General features: G+C 70.1%; 23 protein-coding genes and 1 tRNA gene. 10 read left to right on the top strand and 14 right to left on the bottom strand.

Features of this window, described 5'->3' with window-relative positions; all coding sequences use genetic code 11:
- The first annotated feature begins 42 nt into the window (after positions 1–42).
- The 3 genes from ACWGJP_RS02640 to hrpB all read left to right on the top strand — a co-directional run bounded on the left by ACWGJP_RS02640 (position 43) and on the right by hrpB (position 5,738).
- Positions 43–1,380, top strand: coding sequence for a DUF222 domain-containing protein (locus ACWGJP_RS02640; protein WP_452328197.1), 1,338 nt, complete (start codon positions 43–45; stop codon positions 1,378–1,380).
- Positions 1,381–1,503: 123 nt separating this feature from the next.
- On the top strand, positions 1,504–3,084 hold the full coding sequence (locus ACWGJP_RS02645; RefSeq protein ID WP_452328198.1) for an SPFH domain-containing protein: 1,581 nt from the start codon (positions 1,504–1,506) through the stop codon (positions 3,082–3,084).
- Entirely contained in the window at positions 3,081–5,738 is a 2,658-nt protein-coding gene (gene hrpB, locus ACWGJP_RS02650) for an ATP-dependent helicase HrpB (RefSeq protein ID WP_452328199.1), read from the top strand. The genes ACWGJP_RS02645 and hrpB overlap by 4 nt, the downstream gene beginning before the upstream one ends.
- On the opposite strand, the gene ACWGJP_RS02655 is transcribed toward hrpB, so the two are convergent.
- Genes ACWGJP_RS02655 through ACWGJP_RS02675 form a run of 5 tightly spaced genes read right to left on the bottom strand, consistent with a single transcriptional unit; the run spans position 5,735 to position 10,140 of the window.
- The gene (locus tag ACWGJP_RS02655; protein WP_452328200.1) at positions 5,735–6,463 is read right to left on the bottom strand and encodes an ABC transporter permease; all 729 of its coding nucleotides are present in this window, start codon (positions 6,461–6,463) and stop codon (positions 5,735–5,737) included. The genes hrpB and ACWGJP_RS02655 overlap by 4 nt on opposite strands.
- A complete protein-coding gene (locus tag ACWGJP_RS02660) occupies positions 6,460–7,209 on the bottom strand; it encodes an ABC transporter ATP-binding protein (RefSeq protein WP_452328201.1) in 750 nt (249 codons plus the stop codon). The genes ACWGJP_RS02655 and ACWGJP_RS02660 overlap by 4 nt, the downstream gene beginning before the upstream one ends.
- 30 nt (positions 7,210–7,239) lie before the next feature.
- A complete protein-coding gene (locus tag ACWGJP_RS02665; RefSeq protein WP_452328202.1) occupies positions 7,240–7,992 on the bottom strand; it encodes an AAA family ATPase in 753 nt (250 codons plus the stop codon).
- A complete protein-coding gene (locus tag ACWGJP_RS02670; RefSeq protein ID WP_452328203.1) occupies positions 7,992–9,491 on the bottom strand; it encodes an L-serine ammonia-lyase, iron-sulfur-dependent, subunit alpha in 1,500 nt (499 codons plus the stop codon). The genes ACWGJP_RS02665 and ACWGJP_RS02670 overlap by 1 nt, the downstream gene beginning before the upstream one ends.
- Before the next feature lie 55 nt (positions 9,492–9,546).
- Entirely contained in the window at positions 9,547–10,140 is a 594-nt protein-coding gene (locus ACWGJP_RS02675; protein ID WP_452328204.1) for a TetR/AcrR family transcriptional regulator, read from the bottom strand.
- Positions 10,141–10,247: 107 nt separating this feature from the next.
- Here ACWGJP_RS02675 and ACWGJP_RS02680 point away from each other — a divergent pair, with 107 nt between their 5' ends.
- On the top strand, positions 10,248–10,679 hold the full coding sequence (locus ACWGJP_RS02680) for an Ohr family peroxiredoxin (protein WP_452328205.1): 432 nt from the start codon (positions 10,248–10,250) through the stop codon (positions 10,677–10,679).
- 24 nt (positions 10,680–10,703) lie between these two features.
- Positions 10,704–11,279 (top strand): hypothetical protein, encoded by a 576-nt coding sequence (locus ACWGJP_RS02685; protein WP_452328206.1) that lies wholly within the window; start codon positions 10,704–10,706, stop codon positions 11,277–11,279.
- Between the two features lie 98 nt (positions 11,280–11,377).
- Here the strand turns inward: ACWGJP_RS02685 and ACWGJP_RS02690 are convergent.
- Positions 11,378–11,450: transfer RNA gene (locus tag ACWGJP_RS02690), tRNA-Arg, on the bottom strand.
- A gap of 76 nt (positions 11,451–11,526) precedes the next feature.
- A complete protein-coding gene (locus ACWGJP_RS02695) occupies positions 11,527–12,090 on the bottom strand; it encodes an asparagine synthase (protein WP_452328207.1) in 564 nt (187 codons plus the stop codon).
- A gap of 93 nt (positions 12,091–12,183) precedes the next feature.
- Between ACWGJP_RS02695 and ACWGJP_RS02700 the strand changes: the two genes are divergently transcribed.
- Entirely contained in the window at positions 12,184–13,017 is an 834-nt protein-coding gene (locus ACWGJP_RS02700) for an SDR family NAD(P)-dependent oxidoreductase (protein WP_452328208.1), read from the top strand.
- A 3-nt stretch (positions 13,018–13,020) separates the two neighbouring features.
- Here the strand turns inward: ACWGJP_RS02700 and ACWGJP_RS02705 are convergent, their stop codons facing one another.
- The 6 genes from ACWGJP_RS02705 to ACWGJP_RS02730 form a co-directional block, all read right to left on the bottom strand.
- Entirely contained in the window at positions 13,021–13,881 is an 861-nt protein-coding gene (locus ACWGJP_RS02705) for a hypothetical protein (RefSeq protein ID WP_452328209.1), read from the bottom strand.
- On the bottom strand, positions 13,878–14,123 hold the full coding sequence (locus ACWGJP_RS02710) for a hypothetical protein (protein ID WP_452328210.1): 246 nt from the start codon (positions 14,121–14,123) through the stop codon (positions 13,878–13,880). Before ACWGJP_RS02710 ends, ACWGJP_RS02705 begins: the two co-directional genes overlap by 4 nt.
- Before the next feature lie 50 nt (positions 14,124–14,173).
- Complete coding sequence (locus ACWGJP_RS02715) at positions 14,174–14,860, bottom strand: GntR family transcriptional regulator (protein ID WP_452328211.1); 687 nt, start codon at positions 14,858–14,860, stop codon at positions 14,174–14,176.
- Positions 14,861–14,954: 94 nt separating this feature from the next.
- Positions 14,955–15,824 (bottom strand): sulfurtransferase, encoded by an 870-nt coding sequence (locus tag ACWGJP_RS02720; RefSeq protein WP_452328212.1) that lies wholly within the window; start codon positions 15,822–15,824, stop codon positions 14,955–14,957.
- An 89-nt stretch (positions 15,825–15,913) separates the two neighbouring features.
- Positions 15,914–16,357 (bottom strand): Fe-S cluster assembly sulfur transfer protein SufU, encoded by a 444-nt coding sequence (gene sufU / locus ACWGJP_RS02725; protein WP_452328213.1) that lies wholly within the window; start codon positions 16,355–16,357, stop codon positions 15,914–15,916.
- Positions 16,354–17,661: a cysteine desulfurase gene (locus ACWGJP_RS02730; RefSeq protein WP_452328214.1), complete on the bottom strand. Its 1,308-nt coding sequence runs from the start codon at positions 17,659–17,661 to the stop codon at positions 16,354–16,356. Before ACWGJP_RS02730 ends, sufU begins: the two co-directional genes overlap by 4 nt.
- A gap of 113 nt (positions 17,662–17,774) precedes the next feature.
- On the opposite strand from ACWGJP_RS02730, the gene ACWGJP_RS02735 reads away from it, so the two are divergent.
- From ACWGJP_RS02735 to ACWGJP_RS02750, 4 genes are read left to right on the top strand one after another with little or no spacing between them, the layout of a single operon-like run.
- A complete protein-coding gene (locus ACWGJP_RS02735) occupies positions 17,775–18,662 on the top strand; it encodes an RNA polymerase sigma-70 factor (protein ID WP_452328215.1) in 888 nt (295 codons plus the stop codon).
- Positions 18,659–19,105, top strand: a complete 447-nt coding sequence (locus ACWGJP_RS02740) for a hypothetical protein (RefSeq protein WP_452328216.1) — start codon at positions 18,659–18,661, stop codon at positions 19,103–19,105. Before ACWGJP_RS02735 ends, ACWGJP_RS02740 begins: the two co-directional genes overlap by 4 nt.
- 44 nt (positions 19,106–19,149) lie before the next feature.
- The gene (locus ACWGJP_RS02745; protein WP_452328217.1) at positions 19,150–19,908 is read left to right on the top strand and encodes an SDR family oxidoreductase; all 759 of its coding nucleotides are present in this window, start codon (positions 19,150–19,152) and stop codon (positions 19,906–19,908) included.
- Positions 19,905–20,666: an SDR family oxidoreductase gene (locus tag ACWGJP_RS02750; protein WP_452328218.1), complete on the top strand. Its 762-nt coding sequence runs from the start codon at positions 19,905–19,907 to the stop codon at positions 20,664–20,666. The genes ACWGJP_RS02745 and ACWGJP_RS02750 overlap by 4 nt, the downstream gene beginning before the upstream one ends.
- Before the next feature lie 73 nt (positions 20,667–20,739).
- Here ACWGJP_RS02750 and ACWGJP_RS02755 read toward each other — a convergent pair whose 3' ends face one another.
- The gene (locus tag ACWGJP_RS02755) at positions 20,740–21,060 is read right to left on the bottom strand and encodes a DUF7882 family protein (RefSeq protein ID WP_452328219.1); all 321 of its coding nucleotides are present in this window, start codon (positions 21,058–21,060) and stop codon (positions 20,740–20,742) included.
- Positions 21,061–21,106 lie beyond the last annotated feature (46 nt).

The following is a 21,106-nucleotide window of genomic DNA, read 5'->3' on the forward strand; positions in this document are numbered from 1 at the left end:
TATTTGTTTGACATCGGCGGGCAGTCAGCGTACCGTTGGTTCATGGCAACGAAGCATCTCGACAACCTGCACGAGGCGGTCTCCCGCCTCGATGGGGTGTGGGCGGATGCTGAGGGCGCAGCCGACCTCGAACGCGCCGGCCTGATCGCCGCCAACGAGACGCTCGGAGCGCTGCGCCGCCTCATCGATGGCCTCCATGCCGAAGTCGCGGCGGCCATCGCGCATGATTCCCGAGCCGAGCTCGGCGCGGACTCGCTCGCGAAGCAGCAGGGGTACCGGTCCCCCGCACAGCTGATCGCCGCGACGTCCGGTGGCTCTGCGGGCGAGGCGTCCCGCCTGATCAGCGTGGGAACGGCGACGGCCCCGCGCGCCGATCTGCTGGGCGCGCCGCTCCCGCCGAAGCACCCCGCGGTGCACAGCGCCCTCGCTCGCGGAGAGCTCAGCACCACCTCCGCCGGTCTCATCATCGCGCTGCTCGACCCTGTTCGATTCGCCGTCGATGCCGAGGCCCTGGCCGATGCCGAGACGGTTCTGGTCGGGAAAGCGGCCCGCCTCTCGCTCGACGACGTGCGCACGCTCGTCGCCAGAGCGGAGGCCGACCTCAACCCCGACGGCGTCGCACCCCGCGAAGAAGACGCCCGCGCGAGGAGATCGGTGACGATGTTCGAACGCGACGGCTCCTTGCATCTGAACGGCATCGTCGATATCGGGTCCGGGGCGGCGATCAACGGGTACGTCTCGGCGGCGTTCGCCGCCCGCAAGAACCTCATCGACGCGGATGCGGGCGACGCCGACCGACGCACGGTGGCGCAGCTGCAGGCCGATGCGCTGTCGGCGCTCTGCGCGCATGCACTCGGCTGCGACCGCAGAACGCCCGCGATCGCGGGCGCGAGCGTCGTGGTCCGCATCGCCCTGGGCGATCTCATCTCCGGAGAGGGCACCGCTACCGTCGACGGATTCGCTCAGCCGATCAGCGCCGGCGCCGCTCGCCGCATGGCCGCCTCCGGTGGAGTCATCCCGTGCGTGCTCGGCACCGACAGCGAGGTCCTCGACTGGGGGCGCGAGAAGCGGTTCTTCACCCGCGCACAACGCCTCGCCCTCGTCGAACGCGACGGCGGATGCGCGATGTGTGCCCTTCCTCCGGAGATGACCAGAGCGCACCACATCGACTGGTGGCAACGGGACGCCGGACCCACCGACCTTGACAACGGCGTCCTGCTCTGCGAATCCTGCCACCATCGCATCCACGACAACGCGTGGGAGATCCGCGTCGACGGCACGGGCATCGCCGCGCACGTCTGGTTCATCCCGCCACGATCCGTGGACCCCGATCGCACCCCGCGACTCGGCGGACTCGCCCGATACAGCCTCGCGGCATGATGTGGCGCGGTCACGAACGGGGCGCTCCTGCCCGTCGCCGACCAAGCGGCGTCGCGGCGCCATCTGGCATAGTCGAAGCGTGTAGTCTCCGCGAGATTCGCGGGTTGACAGGGAGGTACATCCATGGAGATCGCTGGCATCGTCGGCATCCTCGTCCTCGTCGGGATCGCCGTCGTGATCCTGATCGTCGTCGGCCTGATCGTGCTGCTCTTCGCGCGCAGCTGGATCAAGGTCGCCCGCGCCGACGAGGCGTTGGTCATCTCGGGACGCAAGCAGAAAGTGCAGCGCACGGTCGTCGCCGTCGACGGCACGACCCGCGGCGAGACGGAGGAGTCCCCCGTCACGGTCATCGTCAACGGCAAGTCGCTCGTCAACCCCATCACGCAGCGCCACGAGATCATCTCGCTGCGCTCGCGCCAGGTCTCCCTCAACGCCGAGGCCCAGTCGCTCGACAGTGTCACCCTGAACGTCGACGGCGTCGCGATCGTGAAGATCGGCTCCGACCCGCTCTACGTCCGCCGCGCCGCAGAGCGCTTCGCCTCGCAGGACAAGGCCATCGAGCAGTTCACCACCGAGCAGCTCGAGGGAGCCCTGCGCGGCATCGTCGCCACCCTCTCCGTCGTCGAGCTCATGCGCGAGCGCAAGAAGTTCTCCGACCAGATCGCCGCCGACGTCTCGCAGGAACTCGCCGAGCAGGGCCTCATCCTCGACTCTTTCCAGATCAAGGGCATCACCGACAAGGTCGGCTACATCCAGTCCCTCGGTGCACCGGAGATCCAGGCGAAGCGTCAGCAGGCCGAGATCTCGCAGACCAACGCCGACCGCGCGATCAACCAGAAGAACATCGCCAACCAGGAAGCCAACCTCATCGAGCAGACCGCGCTCGACACGAACACCGCCAACGCGAACGCCGGCATCGGCCGCGCCCGTGCCGAGGCAGAGCAGGCCGAGCAGCTCGCCCGCGCCCAGGCCGAGCAGGCCGTGCTCCAGCAGCAGGCCGAGAACAAGCAGGCCCAGCTCGACGCCGATGTCAAACGCGTCGCCGACGCGCAGCGCTACGAGGCGGAGACCCGCGCCCAGGCCGAGCTCTACACCCGCGAGAAGGCCGCAGAGGCCGCCGCGATCGAGCAGGTCAAGCAGGCCGAGGCGCGCACCCGCATCGCCGAGCAGCAGGCGCAGGCCGACAAGGCGAAGGCCGACGGTGAGGCGGCAGCCGCCGTCGCCCGCGCGACCGGTGAGGCAGACGCGCTGCGCTCCCAGGCCGAGGCCGAGTCCGAGGCCCGGCGCCTCCGCGCCAACGCCGAGGCCGACGCGATCCGCGCCGAGGGTGAGGCACGTGCCGCCGCCGTCGAGGCAGAGGCGAAGGCCATCGCCTCCAACCAGGACGCCTTCCTCTCGCAGCGCGTGCTCGAGGTGCTGCCGACCATCATGGGCGAGTTCGCCAAGGGCTACGCCGCGATCGGCAACGTGTCGATCATCGGCGGTTCCGGCGACGGTGCATCCGAGCTCGTCGGGGCGGACAGCGCCAAGGCGCTCAAGTCGGTGTTCGACAGCGTGAGCTCGGCCACCGGCCTCGACCTCGCCGCGATCATCCAGGGCCAGGCCGTCGGACAAGGCATCGGCGCCGGCATCGCCAAGGCACAGACCGAGGCCCAGCCGGCGAAGACCCAGACCGCTCCCCCGCCCCCGCCCGCCTCGGCGTGATCCGGGAGTTCGACACCCGCACGATCGGCGAGGGCCTGGCGTTCACCCAGGCCCTCGCCGATCTGCATGGTGCGCTCGATGCCGGCACGTCGGTGGTGATCAGCTCGCCACCCGGCACGGGCAAGACCACGCTCGTTCCCCCTGTGCTCGCCAACCGCTCCGGTGGCAGGGTCATCGTCACCCAACCGCGCCGAGTCGCCGCACGAGCGGCCGCGCGCCGCCTGGCGCAGCTCGATCGCTCGAACGTCGGCGACAGGGTCGGCTTCACCGTCCGCGGCGAGCGCAGAGCGTCCGCTGTGACACGCATCGAGTTCGTCACCGCGGGCGTGCTGCTGCGCCGGATGCTCGCGGACCCCGGCCTCGACGGCGTCCAGGCCGTGATCCTCGACGAGGTGCACGAGCGCGCCCTGGAGACGGACCTGCTCATCGGTCTGCTCGGCGAGGTACGGGTGCTGCGCGACGATCTGACCCTCATCGCGATGTCCGCCACCCTCGACGCCGCTGCCGTCGCAGACGTGCTCGGAGACGGCATGACATCGGCGCCCGTCGTCACGCAGACGCTCCCGGCCTTCCCGTTGGACGAGCGCTGGGCTCCTCCACCCGCGCCGCGCCTCGACGAGCGCGGGGTCACCCGCACGTTCCTCGACCATGTCGCCCGCGTCACAGCGGGCGCGGCACACGAGCTGGCGCGGTCCGATCCGCGCGCGGACGCGCTCGTCTTCGCACCCGGAGCCCGCGAGGTGTCCGAGATCGCCCGGCGCACCCGCGATCTCGCGCCCGACTGGGACGTGCGCGAGCTGCACGGCCGCATCCCCGTCTCCGAGCAGGATGCCGTCATCGGCGGCCGCCGTGCCGACGAACCACCCCGCATCATCGTCACGACCTCCGTCGCCGAGTCCTCGCTGACCGTGCCCGGCGTCCGCCTCGTCGTCGACACCTGCCTCTCCCGGACGCCCCTGCGAGATGCGGCGCGCGGCATGACAGGCCTCGTCACCGTCCCGACCCCGCGCGCCTCCGCCATCCAGCGGGCAGGACGCGCCACCCGGCAGGGGCCCGGCACCGTCATCCGCTGCACCGATGAGCGCACGTTCGCGGCTGCGCCGGCAAGGCCGTCGCCCGAGATCGCGGTCGCCGATCTCACGGATGCCGCGCTCCTGCTCGCCTGCTGGGGCGCACCGGCAGGAACCGGGCTTCGGCTGCTCGACGCCCCACCGTCCGCGACGATGGACGATGCGCTCACCACGCTCCGAGCACTCGGGGCGATCGATGCCGAGGGACGCGCGACGAGCGAAGGACGCGAGCTCGCCCGAATCCCCGTGGACCCGCGCCTGGCCAGGGCTCTGCTCGCCGGGAGCGCGGTCATCGGCGCCCACGTGGCAGCAGAGGTCGTCGCGCTGCTGAGCGGCGACGTCAGGATCGCGGATGCCGACATCGCGACCGCACTCCCCGGGCTGCGGCGCGGCCACGCCCCGGAGTCTCAGTCCTGGACGAGGGAAGCACGTCGCCTGCTCCGCTTCGTGCCGACAGCTGACGCCTCCGCGAACGGTGACAACCCCGCTGACGCCGATACCGCCACCACCACGGCCGCTACTACCACCCGGGGAGAGCCGAGTCACCAGGTGCGCCGCGCTCGAGCATCCGACACCGATGAAGGCGCAGAGGGCCTCATCGTCGCGCTCGCGTTCCCCGACCGCATCGCGCGTCGGGTGGAACGCACCGCGCACGGGGCGAGCTTCCTGCTCGCATCGGGCACCCGCGCTGGCGTGACGGGCGCCCTCGCGGATGCCGAATGGCTCGCCGTCGCCGAGGTCGCCCGCGCCGAGGGACGCGCCGCAGCGGGCACCGGAGCGGTCATCCGCGCCGCCGCCGTCCTCACCGAGGCGCAGGCCGAGCGAGCGGCGGCGCACCTCGCGACGGACCGCGTCGAAGCCGAGTTCACCGACGGTCGGATCGTCGCCCGCCGCGAGCGGAGGATCGGCGCCATCGTGCGCTCCTCGACGCCGGTGGGCGTGCAGGCCGCCGGCGGTTCGGCGGATGCCGTGCGCCGCGCGATCGAGCGTGAAGGCCTGTCGTTGTTCCGATGGTCGGATGCCGCCGCCGATCTGCGCCGTCGGCTCGCGCTGCTGCACCGCGAGCTGGGCGCGCCATGGCCGGATGTCTCCGAGCCGGCGCTCCTCCGATCCCTGGACTCCTGGCTCGCCCCCGAGCTGGAGGAGCTCGCCGCAGGACGACCGGCCGCGAAGATCGACCTCGCCGCCCCTCTGCGCCGGCTGCTCCCCTGGCCCGAGGCCGCCGAGCTCGACGCACTCGCTCCGGAGCGCCTCCTCGTGCCCAGCGGATCTCGCGTGCGGATCGCGTACCCGGAGCCGGACGGCGATGTCACCCAGCCCGTGGTCGCCGTGAAGCTGCAGGAGTGCTTCGGCTGGTCCGAGACGCCGCGCCTGGTGGCCGGTCGCGTACCCGTTCTCTTCCATCTCCTCTCCCCCGCAGGACGGCCGCTCGCCACCACCTCCGACCTGGCGTCGTTCTGGTCGGGGCCGTACCACCAGGTGCGTGCCGAGATGCGCGGCCGGTATCCGAAGCATCCCTGGCCGGAGGACCCGTGGGCCGCCGTTCCGACGAGGCACACGAAGAAGCGCGCGGAGCAGTCCTAGCGCGTGCGGCGACGCAGTGTCAGCGAGGCGAGCACGAGCGCTCCGACGGCGAACGCCGCGACGACCAGCATCGGGCCGAGCAGATCGTCGTCTCCCGCGGTGACGGCGTTCACGGCGTCGATCGCATAGCTCAGCGGAAGCCAGTCGGAGATGGCGTGCAGCACATCCGGCATGGCATCGCGCGGCATGAAGAGCCCGCCGAGGATGATCTGCGGGAAGACGAGCAACGGCATGAACTGCACCGCCTGGAACTCCGTCCGCGCGAAGGCGCTGGCCAGCAGCCCCAGCGCCGTCCCCAGCAGCGCATCGATGACGGCCACCAGCCCGAGCTGCCAGAGCGGGCCTTCGACCTCCAGCCCGCAGACGCCGACGGCGAAGGCCACAGTCACGACAGCCTGCAGCACGGCCATCAGGCCGAAGGCGAGCGCATAGCCGAGGATGAAGTCGGCCTTCCCGAGCGGCGTCGTCATGAGCCGCTCCAACGTGCCGGAGCGACGCTCGCGGAGGGTCGTGATGGACGTGATGAGGAACATCACGATGAAGGGGAACAGCGCGAGGATCGCCCCGCCGAAGCGATCGAAGACCCCTTCCTGATCGCTGAACAGCCAGGCGAACAGCCCCACGAGGAGGCTGGGGGCGATGAGCATCAGCGCGATGGATCGAGGATCGTGCCGCAGCTGCGTCAGCACACGACCCGCCGTCGCCAGCATCCGGTTGCCGTTCACCCGTCTGCCCTCCGCCGCAGGCGAGGATGCTCCAGCGAGTCGCGCTCGATGAGGGCGAGGAAGCCTTCCTCGGCGTCGCGTGCACCCGTGTCGGCCAGCAGCTCGGCCGGTGTCGTCTCGGCGATGACACGTCCCTCGCGCAGGAGCACGAGCCGATCGCACCGCTGCGCTTCGTCCATGACGTGACTCGAGACGATCAACGTGACGCCGCGCTCGGCGAGCCCGCGGAACAGCTCCCACAGCTCCGCCCGCAGCACGGGGTCGAGTCCTACGGTCGGCTCATCCAGCACCACGAGCTCCGGTGAACCGACCAGTGCCATGGCGAGCGAGACACGGCTCAACTGCCCGCCGCTCAATGCATCCGCGCGCTGCGCGCTCTGCGCGCTGAGGCCGACGTCGGCGACCACGCGATCGACGTCGGCGCGCGATGCCCCGAGCAGCCGGGCGATGTAGGCGACGTTCTGCCGGACCGTGAGGTCGCCGTACACCGCCGCACCCTGCGTGCCGTAGGAGACGCGGTGGCGCAGCGCGCGGGATCCGCCTGGTTCGCCGAGCACACGGACCCGGCCTCCATCGACACGCTGCACGCCGACGATGGCGCGCATGAGGGTGGTCTTGCCGCAGCCGGACGGACCGAGCAGACCCGTGATCCGTCCGCGCGGGACCGTCAGGTCGACGCCGTCGAACACCCGTCGGCGGCCGCGGCGCACCCGCAGATCAGAGATCGTGACCGCATCGTCCGTCATGCATGAATTATGCGCTCGGACGCCCGCGGATCACAGCAGGTGTCGCAGGTACCTTCCCGGCGCGTCGAGGAACGAGCGCCAGTGGCTCACGAGAGCGAGGTCCTCCCACTCCGCCGGCCGCATCCCCCACTCGCCAACCTCGATGATCTTCGCCCCTGGCATCGCCGCGAGCACGGGCGAGTGGGTGGCGCAGAGCACCTGCCCGCCGTCGTCGACGATCCGCTGCAGCACGGCGATGAGCGCCAGCGTGGACTGGAACGACAGCGCCGCCTCCGGCTCGTCCAGGCAATAGAAACCGGGCTCGTCGAAGCGACTGTCCAGCAGTGCGAGGAACGACTCGCCGTGGCTCATCTCGTGGAAGGGCACATCGGGGCCTCTGGTCGAGGGATTCTGCTCGAGGTAGGTGTAGAACGAGTGCATCGTCTCGGCGCGCAGGAAGAAGCCCCACCGGTTGGCCCCCACGCCGCGTTGCAACCGCAGCCACTCCGACAGCTGCGACTCGGTGGCGCGGGTGGAGTGCATGGCCTGGCGCGAGCCGCCCTCGGGAGACAGGCCGTATGCGATCGCCACCCCTTCGACGAGGGTGGACTTGCCGCTGCCGTTCTCGCCGACGAGGAAGGTCACGCCCGGTGCGAGATCGAGGCCCTCGCGGAGCACCTGGGCGACGGCGGGGATCGTCGTCGGCCACCGGTGGCCCGGCTCGGGAGCGTCGTCTGCGGGACGCACGGCGACGACAGGCTGCTCCCGCCGGCGACGACTCCCCGGTTCCCAGATCGACGCCATCAGCACTCGATGACGTTCACGGCGAGCCCGCCCTCGCTGGTCTCCTTGTACTTCGTCGACATGTCGGCTCCGGTCTGGCGCATGGTCTCGACGACGGCATCCAGGGAGACGTAGTGCTGCCCGTCACCGCGCATCGCCAGTCGCGCGGCGGTCACAGCCGTCGCCGCGGCGATCGCGTTGCGCTCGATGCACGGGATCTGCACCAGCCCGCCGATCGGGTCGCACGTGAGACCGAGGTGGTGCTCCATCGCGATCTCGGCGGCGTTCTCGATCTGGCGGTTGGTTCCGCCCATGACCGCGGTCAGCCCGCCGGCGGCCATCGCGCAGGCCGAGCCGACCTCCGCCTGACACCCGCCCTCGGCGCCGGAGATCGAGGCGTTCGCCTTGAAGAGCGAGCCCAGAGCCGTCGCGGTGAGCAGGAATCGGCGGATGCCGCGACGGCGATTCGCCTCGGCGAGGGCGACAGGGTCGTCGAGCGCCCCGACCGCGATGAGCGAGGCCTCGGCGCCGAACCCGAGCAGTGCGCTGCCGACGAGCTCGCCGTACGGGGTGACGGCGTTGCCCGCTCCGAGCCCTGATTCAGCGAGGTAGCGCCACCAGTACATCGCGACAGCGGGGAGGATGCCGGCGGCCCCGTTGGTGGGCGCCGTCACCACACGCCCGCCGGCGGCGTTCTCCTCGTTGACGGCGAGGGCGAACGCCCCGAGCCATTCGCCGGGTATCTCCCTGCCGCCTTCGGCCTCGGCCTCCTCGAGTTGAGCGCGGATCGCCGCGGCGCGGCGCTTGACCTTCAGGATGCCGGGGAGCACGCCGTCGGCGCGGAGCCCGTTGTCGACGCACGCGGCCATCGCATCCCAGATCGCATCGAGGCCTGCGGCGACCTCCTCCTCGGAGCGCATCGCCGTCTCGTTGCGCCTGGCGAGCTCGGCGATCGTCAGCCCGTGCTCGTCGCAGAGCGCAAGCAGCGTCTCGGCATCCGCATACGGGAAGGGCTGGCGCGTGCCGTCCGTGAGACGCGCCTGCTCGCCCTCGCGGCGGATGAAGCCGCCCCCCACCGAGTAGTACGTCTCCTCCAGGATCACCGTCTCGTCCGCATCCGTCGCCGTGATGGTCATCGCGTTGGGATGCGCGGGCAGTCTCGTTCTCGGCGCGAAGACGATGTCCTCCTTCGCGAACGGAACCGGATGCTCGCCAGCGAGCATCAGTGGTTCGCCCGCCGGGTAGTCGGCCCAGGCCAGGCGCACATCTGCAGGATCACACGCCTCAGGAACGAGCCCGCGCAGGCCGGCGACGACCGCATCCGGCGTGCCGTGGCCGATGCCGGTGGCGCCGAGAGATCCGTACAGCGTGCAGATCACGCGCGCCACCCGATCGAGCGCGCCACCGTCCTTCAATCGCTGTGCCGCATCGAGGGCCGCACGCATCGGCCCCACGGTGTGGGAGCTCGAAGGCCCCACCCCGATGGAGAACAGGTCGAAGGCCGAGACGTACGCAGTCACGTCTCCAGGCTACGCCCGGTGGCGGACATCCGGCTGATGAGGAGCGAGGCCTCGATCATCTCCCGGCATCGCCGGAGACCACGGCGGAGAACGCCGCGGACAGCGAGACGGCGACCGCCTCCGGATCGCCCAGGTAGCCGTTCACCATCGCCCCGTCCCGGAGGATCATGAGCTGCCGCGCGACAGGCTCGGCATCGCGCGCCCCCGCCTCGTCCGCGATGCGTGCGAACTCGGCGAGCATCCAGCCGCGATGAGCATCGACGGCAGTGCGTACCGGATCCCCCTGGTCGGAGAACTCGGCGGCGGCGTTGATGAAGGCGCATCCGCGGAATCCGGGGCTGCAGCTGGCCTCGCCGATGCCCTCGGCGAGGGCGTGAAGTGAGCCGACGGGGTCCTCTGGATCATGGATGCTCGAGATCCACGCACGCTCCTGTTCGGCCTGCTGCTCGAGGTACGCGACGACGAGATCGCTCTTGCTGTGGAAGTGCCGGTAGAACGTGACCTTGGTGATGCCGACCTGGTCGATGATGCGGTCCGCGCTCGTCGCGCGGATCCCGTGGGCGTAGAAGAGCTCGTTCGCCGCGGCCAGGATGCGTTCACGGGTGGCAGACCCCCGGCTCGTCGTGCGCGTCTCCGTCGCGTCAGCCACCACGCCCGCCTCTCCTCGATCGGTTCACTTGCACTTGTGTACCAGGTAGTCTACCTTACCGATGTAGACGAACTAGTAACTCTACTTCGCAGAACCGAGGAGGAATCATGTCGACAACCCTGTACACCACCACCGCCACCTCGACCGGCGAGGGCCGCGCCGGCGGGCGCGCCACGACCGACGACGGCGTGCTCGACGTCGTTCTCGCCCTTCCTGCCGCGATGGGTGGCCCGGGAGGAGCGACCAACCCCGAGCAGCTGTTCGCCGCGGGCTGGGCGTCGTGTTTCCACTCGGCGTTGAAGCTGGTGGCGGCTCAGAGCAGGACGCCGATCGCGGACTCGACGGTCGCCGCAGAGATCACCGTCGTGAAGAACGACGACGGCGGACTCGGGCTGGCTGCCGCTCTGCGGGTGCACATCGGCGGCGGCATCGCTCAGGCGGACGCGGAGGCCCTCGTCGCCGCGGCGCACGAGGTATGCCCGTACTCGAACGCCACCCGCGGCAACATCCCTGTCGCGCTCTCCACGACCGTCGCCTGATCCCAGCGCCCGAAGAAAGTCATCATGAACACCTCCGCCATCGCACCAACGCCCGCCTACGCCCGCTCCCTGCGCACCCTGTACCTCATCCGCTTCGTCTTCGCGCTCGTCTGGGTGGGCGTCGTGTTCGTCACGTCGGCGCAGGCGACCGAGCCAGACGCGCTTCTCAGCGCGCTGCTGGTCCTCTATCCCCTCTTCGACGCCGGCGCCGTGCTGTGGCAGCTGCGCGCCGACCCCGACAAAGCGCGCTCCAAGGCCGCCGAATGGACGGGGGTCGTCGTGAGCGTCACGGTCGCCATCGCCCTCGGCGTCGCTTCTTCGATCTCGCTTCCCGCTGCCGTCGCGGTCTGGGGCGTGTGGGCGGTCATCGCCGGCACGCCGCAGCTGATCACCGCGATCCGCAACCGCCGGAACGGCGGCCAGGTCGCCCAGATGCTCTCCGGCGGCATCTCCTTGTTCGCCGGAGCCGGCTTCCTCTTCCAGGGGCTGCAGGGCGGCGGCATGATCGTCGGCGCCGCAGGCTATGCCGCGCTCGGCGCGGTGTTCTTCCTCATCTCCGCCATCGCGTTGAGCGTGAGGCTGAAGAGACCGAACATGTGACGGCGGCGGAACACGATTCCCGCGGTGAGCGTGACCCGTGAAAAGCAAGATCCCCGTCGCTCTCGCGACGGGGATCTCAATACTGTCTCAACACAGTGTGCGCCCGAAGGGACTCGAACCCCTAACCTTCTGATCCGTAGTCAGATGCTCTATCCATTGAGCTACGGGCGCATGACCTGGGCTGCTTTTCAGCTTTCCGGGCCGTCGTCCAGCGTACACGAGGTTCGACCCCGAAGTGAAATCGAGCTCAGGCCGACTCGGCCTCGCGCTTGCGCTTGGCCCGCTGCGCGGACGAGAGCGCCTGCAGATCGACGAGCCGAAGCGCCTGCATGCGGGCCTCGCGCATGGTCTCGTAGTCCGGATCCTGATCGGGACGCATGCCCTCGACCCTCAGCCGCCGGTCGAGGTTGTGACGCACGTCGGTCCATGCCGCCTCACGCGCCGCCTCGACGATCTCGCGCAGCGCATCCTCGTTCTCGGCCATCGCGCGCAGCCGCGACGCCACCCCGGCCGACTGGCGGGCCCTGCGGCGGAGATTCCGGACGTCGCGGTCTCGGTAGTCGTGGGTGCTCGCCGGATCGGAGTGCCGCCCCCTGGCGCGCTTGCGCAGCCGTGTCACGAGCGCCGCGGCGTCTTCGGACTCCTGCGCCATGGCCAGCAACGACTCGGCTGCATCGGCCATGTACTTCTCGGTGTCGAAGGCGCCGCCCTGGGCGATCGTGCCGACGAGGATGTGGTTGCGTACGGCGAGGCGCGTCGCGGCGGTCGCGATCGCCACGCCTTCCGCGATGGCATCCGCTGTTCGTCCCACGACGACCTCCCTAGCGAAAATCGTACCGGTACCGACCGACACGGCGGTCGGCCAGAATGAGAGCCGGATCACCCGACCATCCGAGGAGCAACGATGCGCCCACTCGAACTCCGAGACGGCACCACCGTCATCACGGGAGCCGCCGCCGGCATGGGAGCCGAGATCGCCAGACGGCTCGCAGCCGACGACGTCCGGCTCGCCCTGATCGACCACGACGCGGCAGGCCTCGACGCCCTCGGGCTGCCGGAGAGCGTCGCCACCCGCCACGTGGTCGATCTGCGCGACGACGCCGCGGTCGCCGCATGCGCGGCGGAGATCGTCTCCGCGCATCCCTCGATCACCGCGCTCATCACCTGCGCCGGATCGTCGATGCTCGGCAGTCTCGAACAGCTCACCCTCGAGGAGATGCGCTGGCTGGTCGACGTCAACCTCTGGGGCACCGTCTCCATCACCAAGGCACTGCTGCCCGCCATGCTCCGCAGCCCCGCCGCCCACATCACCCACCTCGCGAGCGTGTACGCGCTGGCCGCGCCGGCCGGACGCATCCCCTACGCGATGAGCAAGTTCGCCGTCCGCGGGTTCTCCGAGGCGCTGCGCCACGAGCTGGAGGACACCGCGGTGACGGTCGGCGCCGTCTATCCCGCGGGGGTGCGCACCGGCATCATCCTGCACGGACGCTACGCCGCCGCCCTCGACCCCGCCATCGCCGCCAGAGCCGCCGCCGCCCAGGCCGCGATGTACCACACAGATCCGTCCGACGCCGCAGCCACCATCATCCGCGCGACCGTCCGCCGCAGGGCGAGGACGATGGTCGGACGCGAGGCAGGCCTCATCGACGCCCTCGTCCGCGTGCTCCCCGTCCGGCACTGGAACCTCATGCGCCGCCCGCTTCGCGCAGCCACCGACACGACGACACCGGTCGGCTGAGCCTCAGCGCACCACTCCGACCCACACGCCGGACGCCCAGGCCTGCTGCTGCGCATCGCACCCCACAGAGCCCGGACAACCACGGACCACGGCCATGCAGTTCGCGAGGAACTCCGGGTCCGATCCGAACAGGCGCTGATACGACCCCGACGCCGTCAGCGCACCCCACACCCTGAACTGGTGGATGTGCGCGAGCTCGTGCGCCATCGCCCAGTTCAGCGCCCCCTCATCCCAGTCCGCGACGTCCGCGCGGTACTTGATGTAGCCGTCGCTGTTCGCGCAGGCCGGCGCCGAACCGCCAGCGCAGGACCCCGATTCGTACAGGCCGATCCCGGCGCCGCCGACCCGGTCGAGTGCGGCGCGCACGCGCGCATACCCCTCGGAACCGCTGGACGCCCAGAGCACGCCCGGTCCGGTGTGCGAGAGGGACCAGGCCTCCACCTCGCCGTCGACCTTCGCCGTGAGCCCGCGGATCGTCGCCGTGGCCGAGACGATGACTGCCGGATCGTCTCGCTCCTCGAGGACGGCGCTCTGCGCGGCGAGCGCCGCCGCACGGTGCGTTTCCGTGTCGATTCTGCCCTCCGCCTGCCCCAGGGCTGTGGCCAACGCGGCGAGCGCGTCGACGAATCCCGGTCGCTCGGCGAGAACGGCCGTGAGCGCGGACTTCTCCTCGGACGCCGCCGTGATCAGAGCCGCGAGATGCGCTCCGCGCGCCTCTGCGGCGTCCGCGCGTTCGACGGCTTCGACCGCACGCGCGTACACGTCGGCCCGCTCGGCGTCCAGCTCTGACGCCTTCGCGATGACGCCGAGCCCGAGCACGAGCGTCGCCGAGACCGTGACCGCGAGCACTCTGCGCAGGATCACTCGAGGAAGCCTTCGGTGTCGGCGAGCTGCTCCTCGAGGCTCCGGATGCTCGATCGCAGCTCGGTCAGCTCCTGCGCGGCCTGGCGGTTGCTCTCGATCGCATCGGCGCGTCGGTCCTGTGCCAGGGAGATCTCATCGCTGATCTGCTGGATCTCCTGCTCGCGCTGCAGATCGGCGATCACGACCGCACTCGCCCCGGCGATGAGCAGGAGCCCACCGAGCACGAACGCGAAGACCCGCATATCGCTCCCCAGTGCGAAAGGACGCCGGGTCCGAGCCCGACCGTCTCAATCTAGAGCACAGCAGGCTCGCCCGCGGCCCCCTCTTCACTCGAGGCCGTGCGGATGAGCCGCTGCTCCGCCTCACGCCGTCCGCGTGCGAGATGCTGCGGGACGAGCATCCGAAGGGCCTCCACGTCGCGGTCGGCGATGGCTGCGTAGAGGAGCTCGTGGTCCGCGGCCATCGCCACGAGGTCTTCGTACTGGCCGAACAGCCAGCGCAACCGGGTGCTGAAGACACCGACCAGCTCCCTGAGCATGTCGTTGTCGACCATCTCGGCGACCATCTCGTGGAAGGTCCCTGCGGCCTGGCGTCCCGCGGCCGTGTCGCCCGCGGCAGCGGCTGCCTGCTCCTCGTCGAGCATCGCCCTGAGCGCTGCGAGGCCCTCGTCATCGTGCCGTTCCGCGGCGAAGACGAAGACGAGCGTCTCGATGGCCTCGCGCACCTCGGCGAAGTCCTTGAGATCGGTCGGGGTGAACTCGCGGACGACGGCCCAGGTACGCGGACGGGCGACCACGATGCCCTCTCCGACGAGTGCGCGGATCGCCTCGCGCACCGGCAGCCGTGAGACATCGAGCTCGGCAGCGATGTCTCGCTCGATGAGACGCGAACCGGGCGCGCGTCGCCCCAGCATGATGTCGTCGCGCAGCAACCTCGTCACCCGCACGGATTCCAGTTCTGCGACCTCGACCCCCGTCATGCCTGGAATTCTGCCACTCAATGCGACAGGTATCCACTTTTGGTATGCCAGATCAGGACAAAAGTCGGATGCGAACCTTTGAATCACGCGCTAGTCAGGCGCTCGTGAGTCGCCCGTTCGGAAGGATTCCGACGGCGACAGGACGGCCACGCCTGTTCGACCACTCACTCCACGATCCCGTGTAGACGTGAGCGCGGATGCCTGATTGCTCCAGCGCGAGCGCCGTGTGCATCGCTGCGACTCCCGACCCGCAGTAGACCGCGACGGGCGTGCGGCCGTCGATTCCCGCCGTCGCGAAGATCCGGCGGAGAGCATCCGGTTCCCGCAACCGGCCGTCGCCCGTCACCGTCGCCATCGCGGGAAGGTTCACCGCACCGGGGATGTGCCCGCCGATCGGATCGAGCGAGGTCTGCGCGCCGCTGTACTGCTCCGGCGTGCGGACGTCCAGCAGCACCCCTCCGTCCAGGAACCGTTCGACGTCGTCGATCGCCACCCCGAGCGCGCCGGACTCGCCGAGGACGACGTCGCCGGGCTCCGGTCGGACATCACCGCCCTCCAGCGGGAGCCCTTCCGACACCCACGATCGGATGCCTCCGTCGAGCACCCGCACCTCCACACCCCTGCCCCGCAGCAGCCACCACAGCCGTGCCGCCGCCACGCTGCGATTGTCGTCGTACGCGACGAGGAGGTCGCCGTTGCGAACGCCCCATCCCCTCGCCGCCCGCTGGAGGTCCGCCAGCTCAGGAAGCGGATGCCTGCCCTGCTCGGGCTGTCCTCGGCGGGCCAGCTCGCGATCGAGGTCCACGTAGACGGCACCGGGAAGATGCCCCTGGACGTACTCGGGCCGCCCCTCCGGACGATCCAGGCGCCAGCGCACGTCGAGCACGCGCACGGCCGGGCCCTGCGCATGCTCGGCACGGTGCTGCAGGTGAAGCAGCTGTGCCGGACTGACGAGATCGCTCATGGCACCCAGCATCCGCGGCACGCGACGGCGACGTCATCTGGGCACGAAACGCCCGTTCATCAGACGACACACGACGTCATACGCCGGGGTCAGGAGAGCTTGTGGATCGCATCCTCCGCCGCCACCCACGCGAGCATCGCGCACTTCACGCGCGCGACGTAGCGGGACACCCCGCCCAGCGCCGCGGCGTCGCCAAGCAGCTCGGGGTCGGGTTCGATCTTGCCTCGCGAGCGCATCGCCTCGCGGAACACCTCGATGCGATGCTCGGCCTCCGCCACCGGCATCCCCTCGACGAGCTCGGCGAAGAGCGACGCCGAGGCCTGCGAGATGGCGCAGCCGTGCCCCTCCCACGTCACCGCCTCGATCGTGCCGTCCGCGGCGCGATGCACCTGGAGGGTGATCTCGTCGCCGCAGGTCGGGTTCAGCTGGTGCGATTGGGAGGGCACGGCATCCCGCAGACCGAAGCCGTAGGGCGCGCGCGAGTGATCGAGGATCAGCTCCTGGTACAGGTTCTGCAGATCGGACGAGCTCACGAGATCCTCCCGAAGAAGCCGATCGCATCGGCGACGCCGGCGATGACGGCATCCACCTCGTCGGCGGTGTTGTAGAGATAGGTGCTCGCGCGGGTCGAGGAGGTGACCCCGAGTCTGCGGTGCAGGGGCTGCGCGCAATGATGGCCGACGCGCACCGCGATCCCTCTGTCATCGAGGAACTGGCCGAGGTCGTGCGAGTGGATGCCTACGACGTCCACGCTCGCCAGCCCCACCCTCGGCGCCGCGATGCCCTCGCCGAGCACCCGCACGCCATCGATCGCACCGAGCCCCTCGACGAGGCGAAGGCCGAGTTCAGCCTCGTGCGCAGCGATGCGCTCCATGCCGATGCCCTCGAGATAGCGGACCGCCGCAGCGAGCCCTATCGCCTGAGATACCCGCTGCGTGCCCGCCTCGAAGCGCTGCGGCGGCGGCAGATACTCCGCCTCCGTCGTCGTGACGGTCGTGATCATGGAGCCGCCGGTGAGGAAGGGCGGCATCGCCTCGAGCAGCGCACGACGCCCGTAGAGGGCGCCGATGCCGGTGGGGCCGAGCATCTTGTGGCCGGAGAACACCGCGAAGTCGACGTCGAGGGCACGCACGTCCAGCGGCAGATGCGGCACCGACTGGCATGCGTCGAGGAGGAACAGCGCGCCGACCTCGCGCGCGGCGGCGACGAGCTGCTCGACGGGGTTCACGACACCGAGCACGTTGGAGACATGGGTGGCCGCGACGAGCCTCGTCCGAGCCGTGATGTACGAGGAGAGCTCGTCGATGCGCAGCGCGCCGTTATCATCCAGCGGGATGACCCTCAGCGTCGCGCCGGTGCGCGCGGCGAGCTCCTGCCAGGGGATGAGGTTCGCGTGGTGCTCCATCTCGGTGGTGACGATCTCGTCGCCAGGTCCGATCCTGAGCCCGGCTGCCGCCTCTCCCCCGCGCCCGATGCTCGCGTTCGAGATCGCGTAGGCGACGAGGTTCACCGCCTCGGTGGCGTTGGAGGTCCAGACGATCTCGTCATCGTCGGCTCCGACGAAACGGGCGACGGCGGCGCGGGCATCCTCGAAGGCCTCCGTCGCCTCTGCGGCGAGGGTGTGCGCGCCGCGGTGCACCGCCGCATTGAGGGTGAGGAGATAGTCGCGCTCGGCGTCGAGGACGGCGAGCGGCCGCTGAGCGGTGGCGCCGGAATCGAGGTAGACGAGCGGACGACCGTTCACCTGGGCCGACAGGATCGGGAAATCGGCGCGGAGCGCTGCGATCTCGGCATCCGTCAGCGCACCGGTCGCGGTCGAGGCTGCGTTCGTGCTCATCCCTCCAGTCTCCCACCTGACGCCCCGCGCGGGGTTGTCACACCACGGCCCCCTGCGCTGTCACAGCTGAGGTACGCCGACGGCGTACGCTGAGCGACGACACGGGAGCGCGGATGAGGACCGAGGAACTGGACGAGGCCGTCACGGCGTTCGATGAGCATCGACGGCGCCTCTTCGGCATCGCTTACCGGATGCTCGGCACGGTGGCCGACGCCGAGGACATCGTCCAGGAGACGTGGATCCGCTGGCAGGCGGCCGATCGCGACGGCATCCGCGAACCTGGCGCCTTCCTCGCCACGATCGCCACCCGTCTCTCCATCAACGTCCTGCAGTCCGCGCATGCCAGACGCGAGACGTACATCGGTCCGTGGCTGCCCGAACCTGTCGATACGAGCGACGACCCGACGCTGGGCGCCGAGAAGGCAGAGGCGCTGCAGTACGCCGTGCTCATCCTGCTGGAGAAGCTGACGCCCACCGAACGCGCCGCTTACGTGCTGCGCGAGGCGTTCGACTACCCCTACCCGCGCATCGCCGAGGTCATCTCCACAACCCCCGTCAACGCCCGCCAGCTCGTGAGCCGCGCCCGCAGCCACCTCGCAACCGCCCGCAGCACAGCAGCCACGGACACGGACACGGATCGACGACGACTCCTGGAAGCGTTCCTGACGGCTGCGCAGAACGGCGACGTCGGCGACCTCGAGCGCCTGTTCGCCGAAGACGTCGTCAGCTACACGGACGGGAACGGCGTGAAGCTCGCCGCCCGGATCCCGGTCTCAGGACGCCGCAGGGTCGCGGCCTTCGTCGCCGCGTTCGCCGGTCACTTCTGGACCGGCAAGCGCATCGACTGGGTCGAGGTCAACGGCCAGCCGGCCGCCACCTTGACGACGGGTGATGAGGTCACCACCCTCGTCACCCTCACCGCGGGGGCGCACGGGATCGAGCAGCTCCTCTGGGTCATGAGCCCCGACAAGCTCGGCAGGGCCGCGGTGGCACACGCATGAGAGGAGCAGCGCCGGCCGGGCGGCTCCGGCGACGACGCGATGCATCCGCGCCCGATGACCTCATCAGCCGACTCGCCGACGCCCTCGCCCGTCGCGACGGCGCGGATCTGCGGGCTCTGCTTCATCCCGGCGTGCTGCTCGTGATCGATACCGGCGGCATAGTCGGCACACCCCGCGAACCGCAGCGGGGTCGCGTCGCAGCCGTCGAGGGGATGCTGGAGCTCGCCTGCTCGGCGGAGGTCTCGATCGCGTCCGTCAACGGCGTGGACGGCATCGTCGTCCGGCAGGGCGCCACGGTGGTCGGCGTCGTCTCCGCCGAGCGGGACGGTGCGTCGCTGCGCACGATCTGGATCGTGCGCAATCCCGCCAAGATCGGCGCCTGGAACCGGGAGCGGTCGGATTCGCCTTCACCTGTCACAGGCGAGGAGAGCACCCGGTCATAGCTGTCGACACCGCATCCCCGGTGCTCCTGACAGAAAGGCTGGACATGACGAAGATCGTCGTCATCGGAGGCACGGGCCTCATCGGTTCCAAGGTCGTCGCGAAGCTCGCCGCTCACGGACACGAGGCGATCGCGGCCTCGCCGGGAACGGGCGTGGACTCCATCACGGGTGAAGGCGTCGCCGAGGCACTCGCGGGTGCCGGCGTCGTGGTCGACGTCTCGAACTCCCCCTCGTTCGAGAAGCAGGCCGTGCTCGACTTCTTCACGACCTCGACCTCGAACCTCCTGGCCGCGGAGAAGGAAGCAGGCGTCGGGCACCACGTCGCCCTCACGATCGTCGGCACGAACCGCCCGCAGAACATCGACTACTTCCATGCCAAGGCCGCGCAGGAGAAGCTCATCGAGCAGTCCGGGGTGCCGTACTCCTTCGTGCACGCCACGCAGTTCTTCGAGTTCATCGGGAGCATCGCGGCGACCGTGGCCGCCGGTGACGAGATCCGCCTTCCCGGTGCGCTGATCCAGCCGATCGCCGCCGAGGACGTCGCCACCGCGGTCGCGCGCACCGCGGCGGGCTCGCCGTTGAACGGCGGGATCGAGATCGCCGGCCCCGAGGTGTTCCCGATGGACGACTTCATCCGCCGCGGCCTCGCCTTCCGCGGCGATGCGCGCACGGTCGTGCAGGACCCGCAGGCGCAGTACTTCGGAGCGCACATCGAGGAGCGGACTCTGCTGCCGGTCGACGGAGCACAGATCTTCCCGACCACGCTGGCCGAGTGGCTGCCCGCGAACCCTCCCCGGTCATGAGGATCGTCGTCGTCGGCGGCACCGGTCTCATCGGATCGCGGGTCGTCGCGCAGTTGAGGGCGGCCGACCACGATCCGGTGGTGGCGTCACGGGCTACCGGTGTCAACTCCTTCACGGGTGAGGGCCTGGCCGATGCCCTCGCCGGTGCGGAGGCGCTGATCGACGTCTCCAACTCGTCCTACCTCGACGAGGCGGGCGCGGAGGAGTTCTTCGCCGAGTCCACGATGAATCTGCTCAGCTACGGCGCCGCGGCCGGCATCCGCCACCACCTTGCGCTGTCGGTCGTCGGAACCGATCGGCTCGCGAGGGCCGAAGGCGGATACTTCCGCGCCAAGGCGACGCAGGAGCGGCTGATCGTGGAATCGGGCCGGGACTATTCGCTGGTCCACGCGACCCAGTTCTACGAGTTCATCCGCAGCATCACCGATGCAGCGACACGTCGCGGTGTGGTCCGTCTCGCCGAGGCGCTGATCCGCCCGATGGCGGCCGACGATGTGGCCGCCGCTGTGGTCTCGGTGGTGCAGGAGCGGCCGCTGCTGCGGGTGCAGGAATTCGGCGGTCCGGAGGTGTTCCGGCTCCAGGAGCTCGCGGAGAGGGAGCTGAGATTCCGGCACGACGAGCGCGAGATCGTCGCGGATCCGCTGGCGACCTACTTCGGAGCATCCCTCGGTGAGCGCGACTTGCTGCCCGGAGCGCACGCCAGGCTCTCCGAACGCACATTCCGCGAGTGGCAGTCCGCTGCGGGCGAGCAACGCTGAACAGGAGGCGGGGCGACGGGATCGTTTGGTCGCCCCGCCCCGCGCGTGAGACCGAGCGGCGGAGGGAGCCAGGTCAGCCGGCGTCCTCCGCCGGTTCGAGGTGCTCATCCACGAGCATGATCCCTCCGCTCGAGTTCGCGGAGTTCGCGAGGTCCTCGATCCACGTCCGGCTCAATGCGGGTGTCTGCGGCTCGCCGAACACGAAGCGCAGCGGGATGGACGGATGCAGCCAGATCGTCGTTCGTCCCTCCGGGTCGCCGTCTGGATGCCGCCACGACAGCGTGAAGCTCTCGTTCCGTCGCAGCTTGGTCGCCACGACGACCTTCAAGTGCGCGAGCGCGCGATCCTCGATCGAGATCGGCTTGCTCTCGCCGCCGTAGTACAGCTGACCCATGGTTCTCCTCATCGCGATGCCAAGGGTCGGCATCTCGCTCGAGGCT

Source organism: Microbacterium sp. NPDC055903, assembly GCF_053615555.1.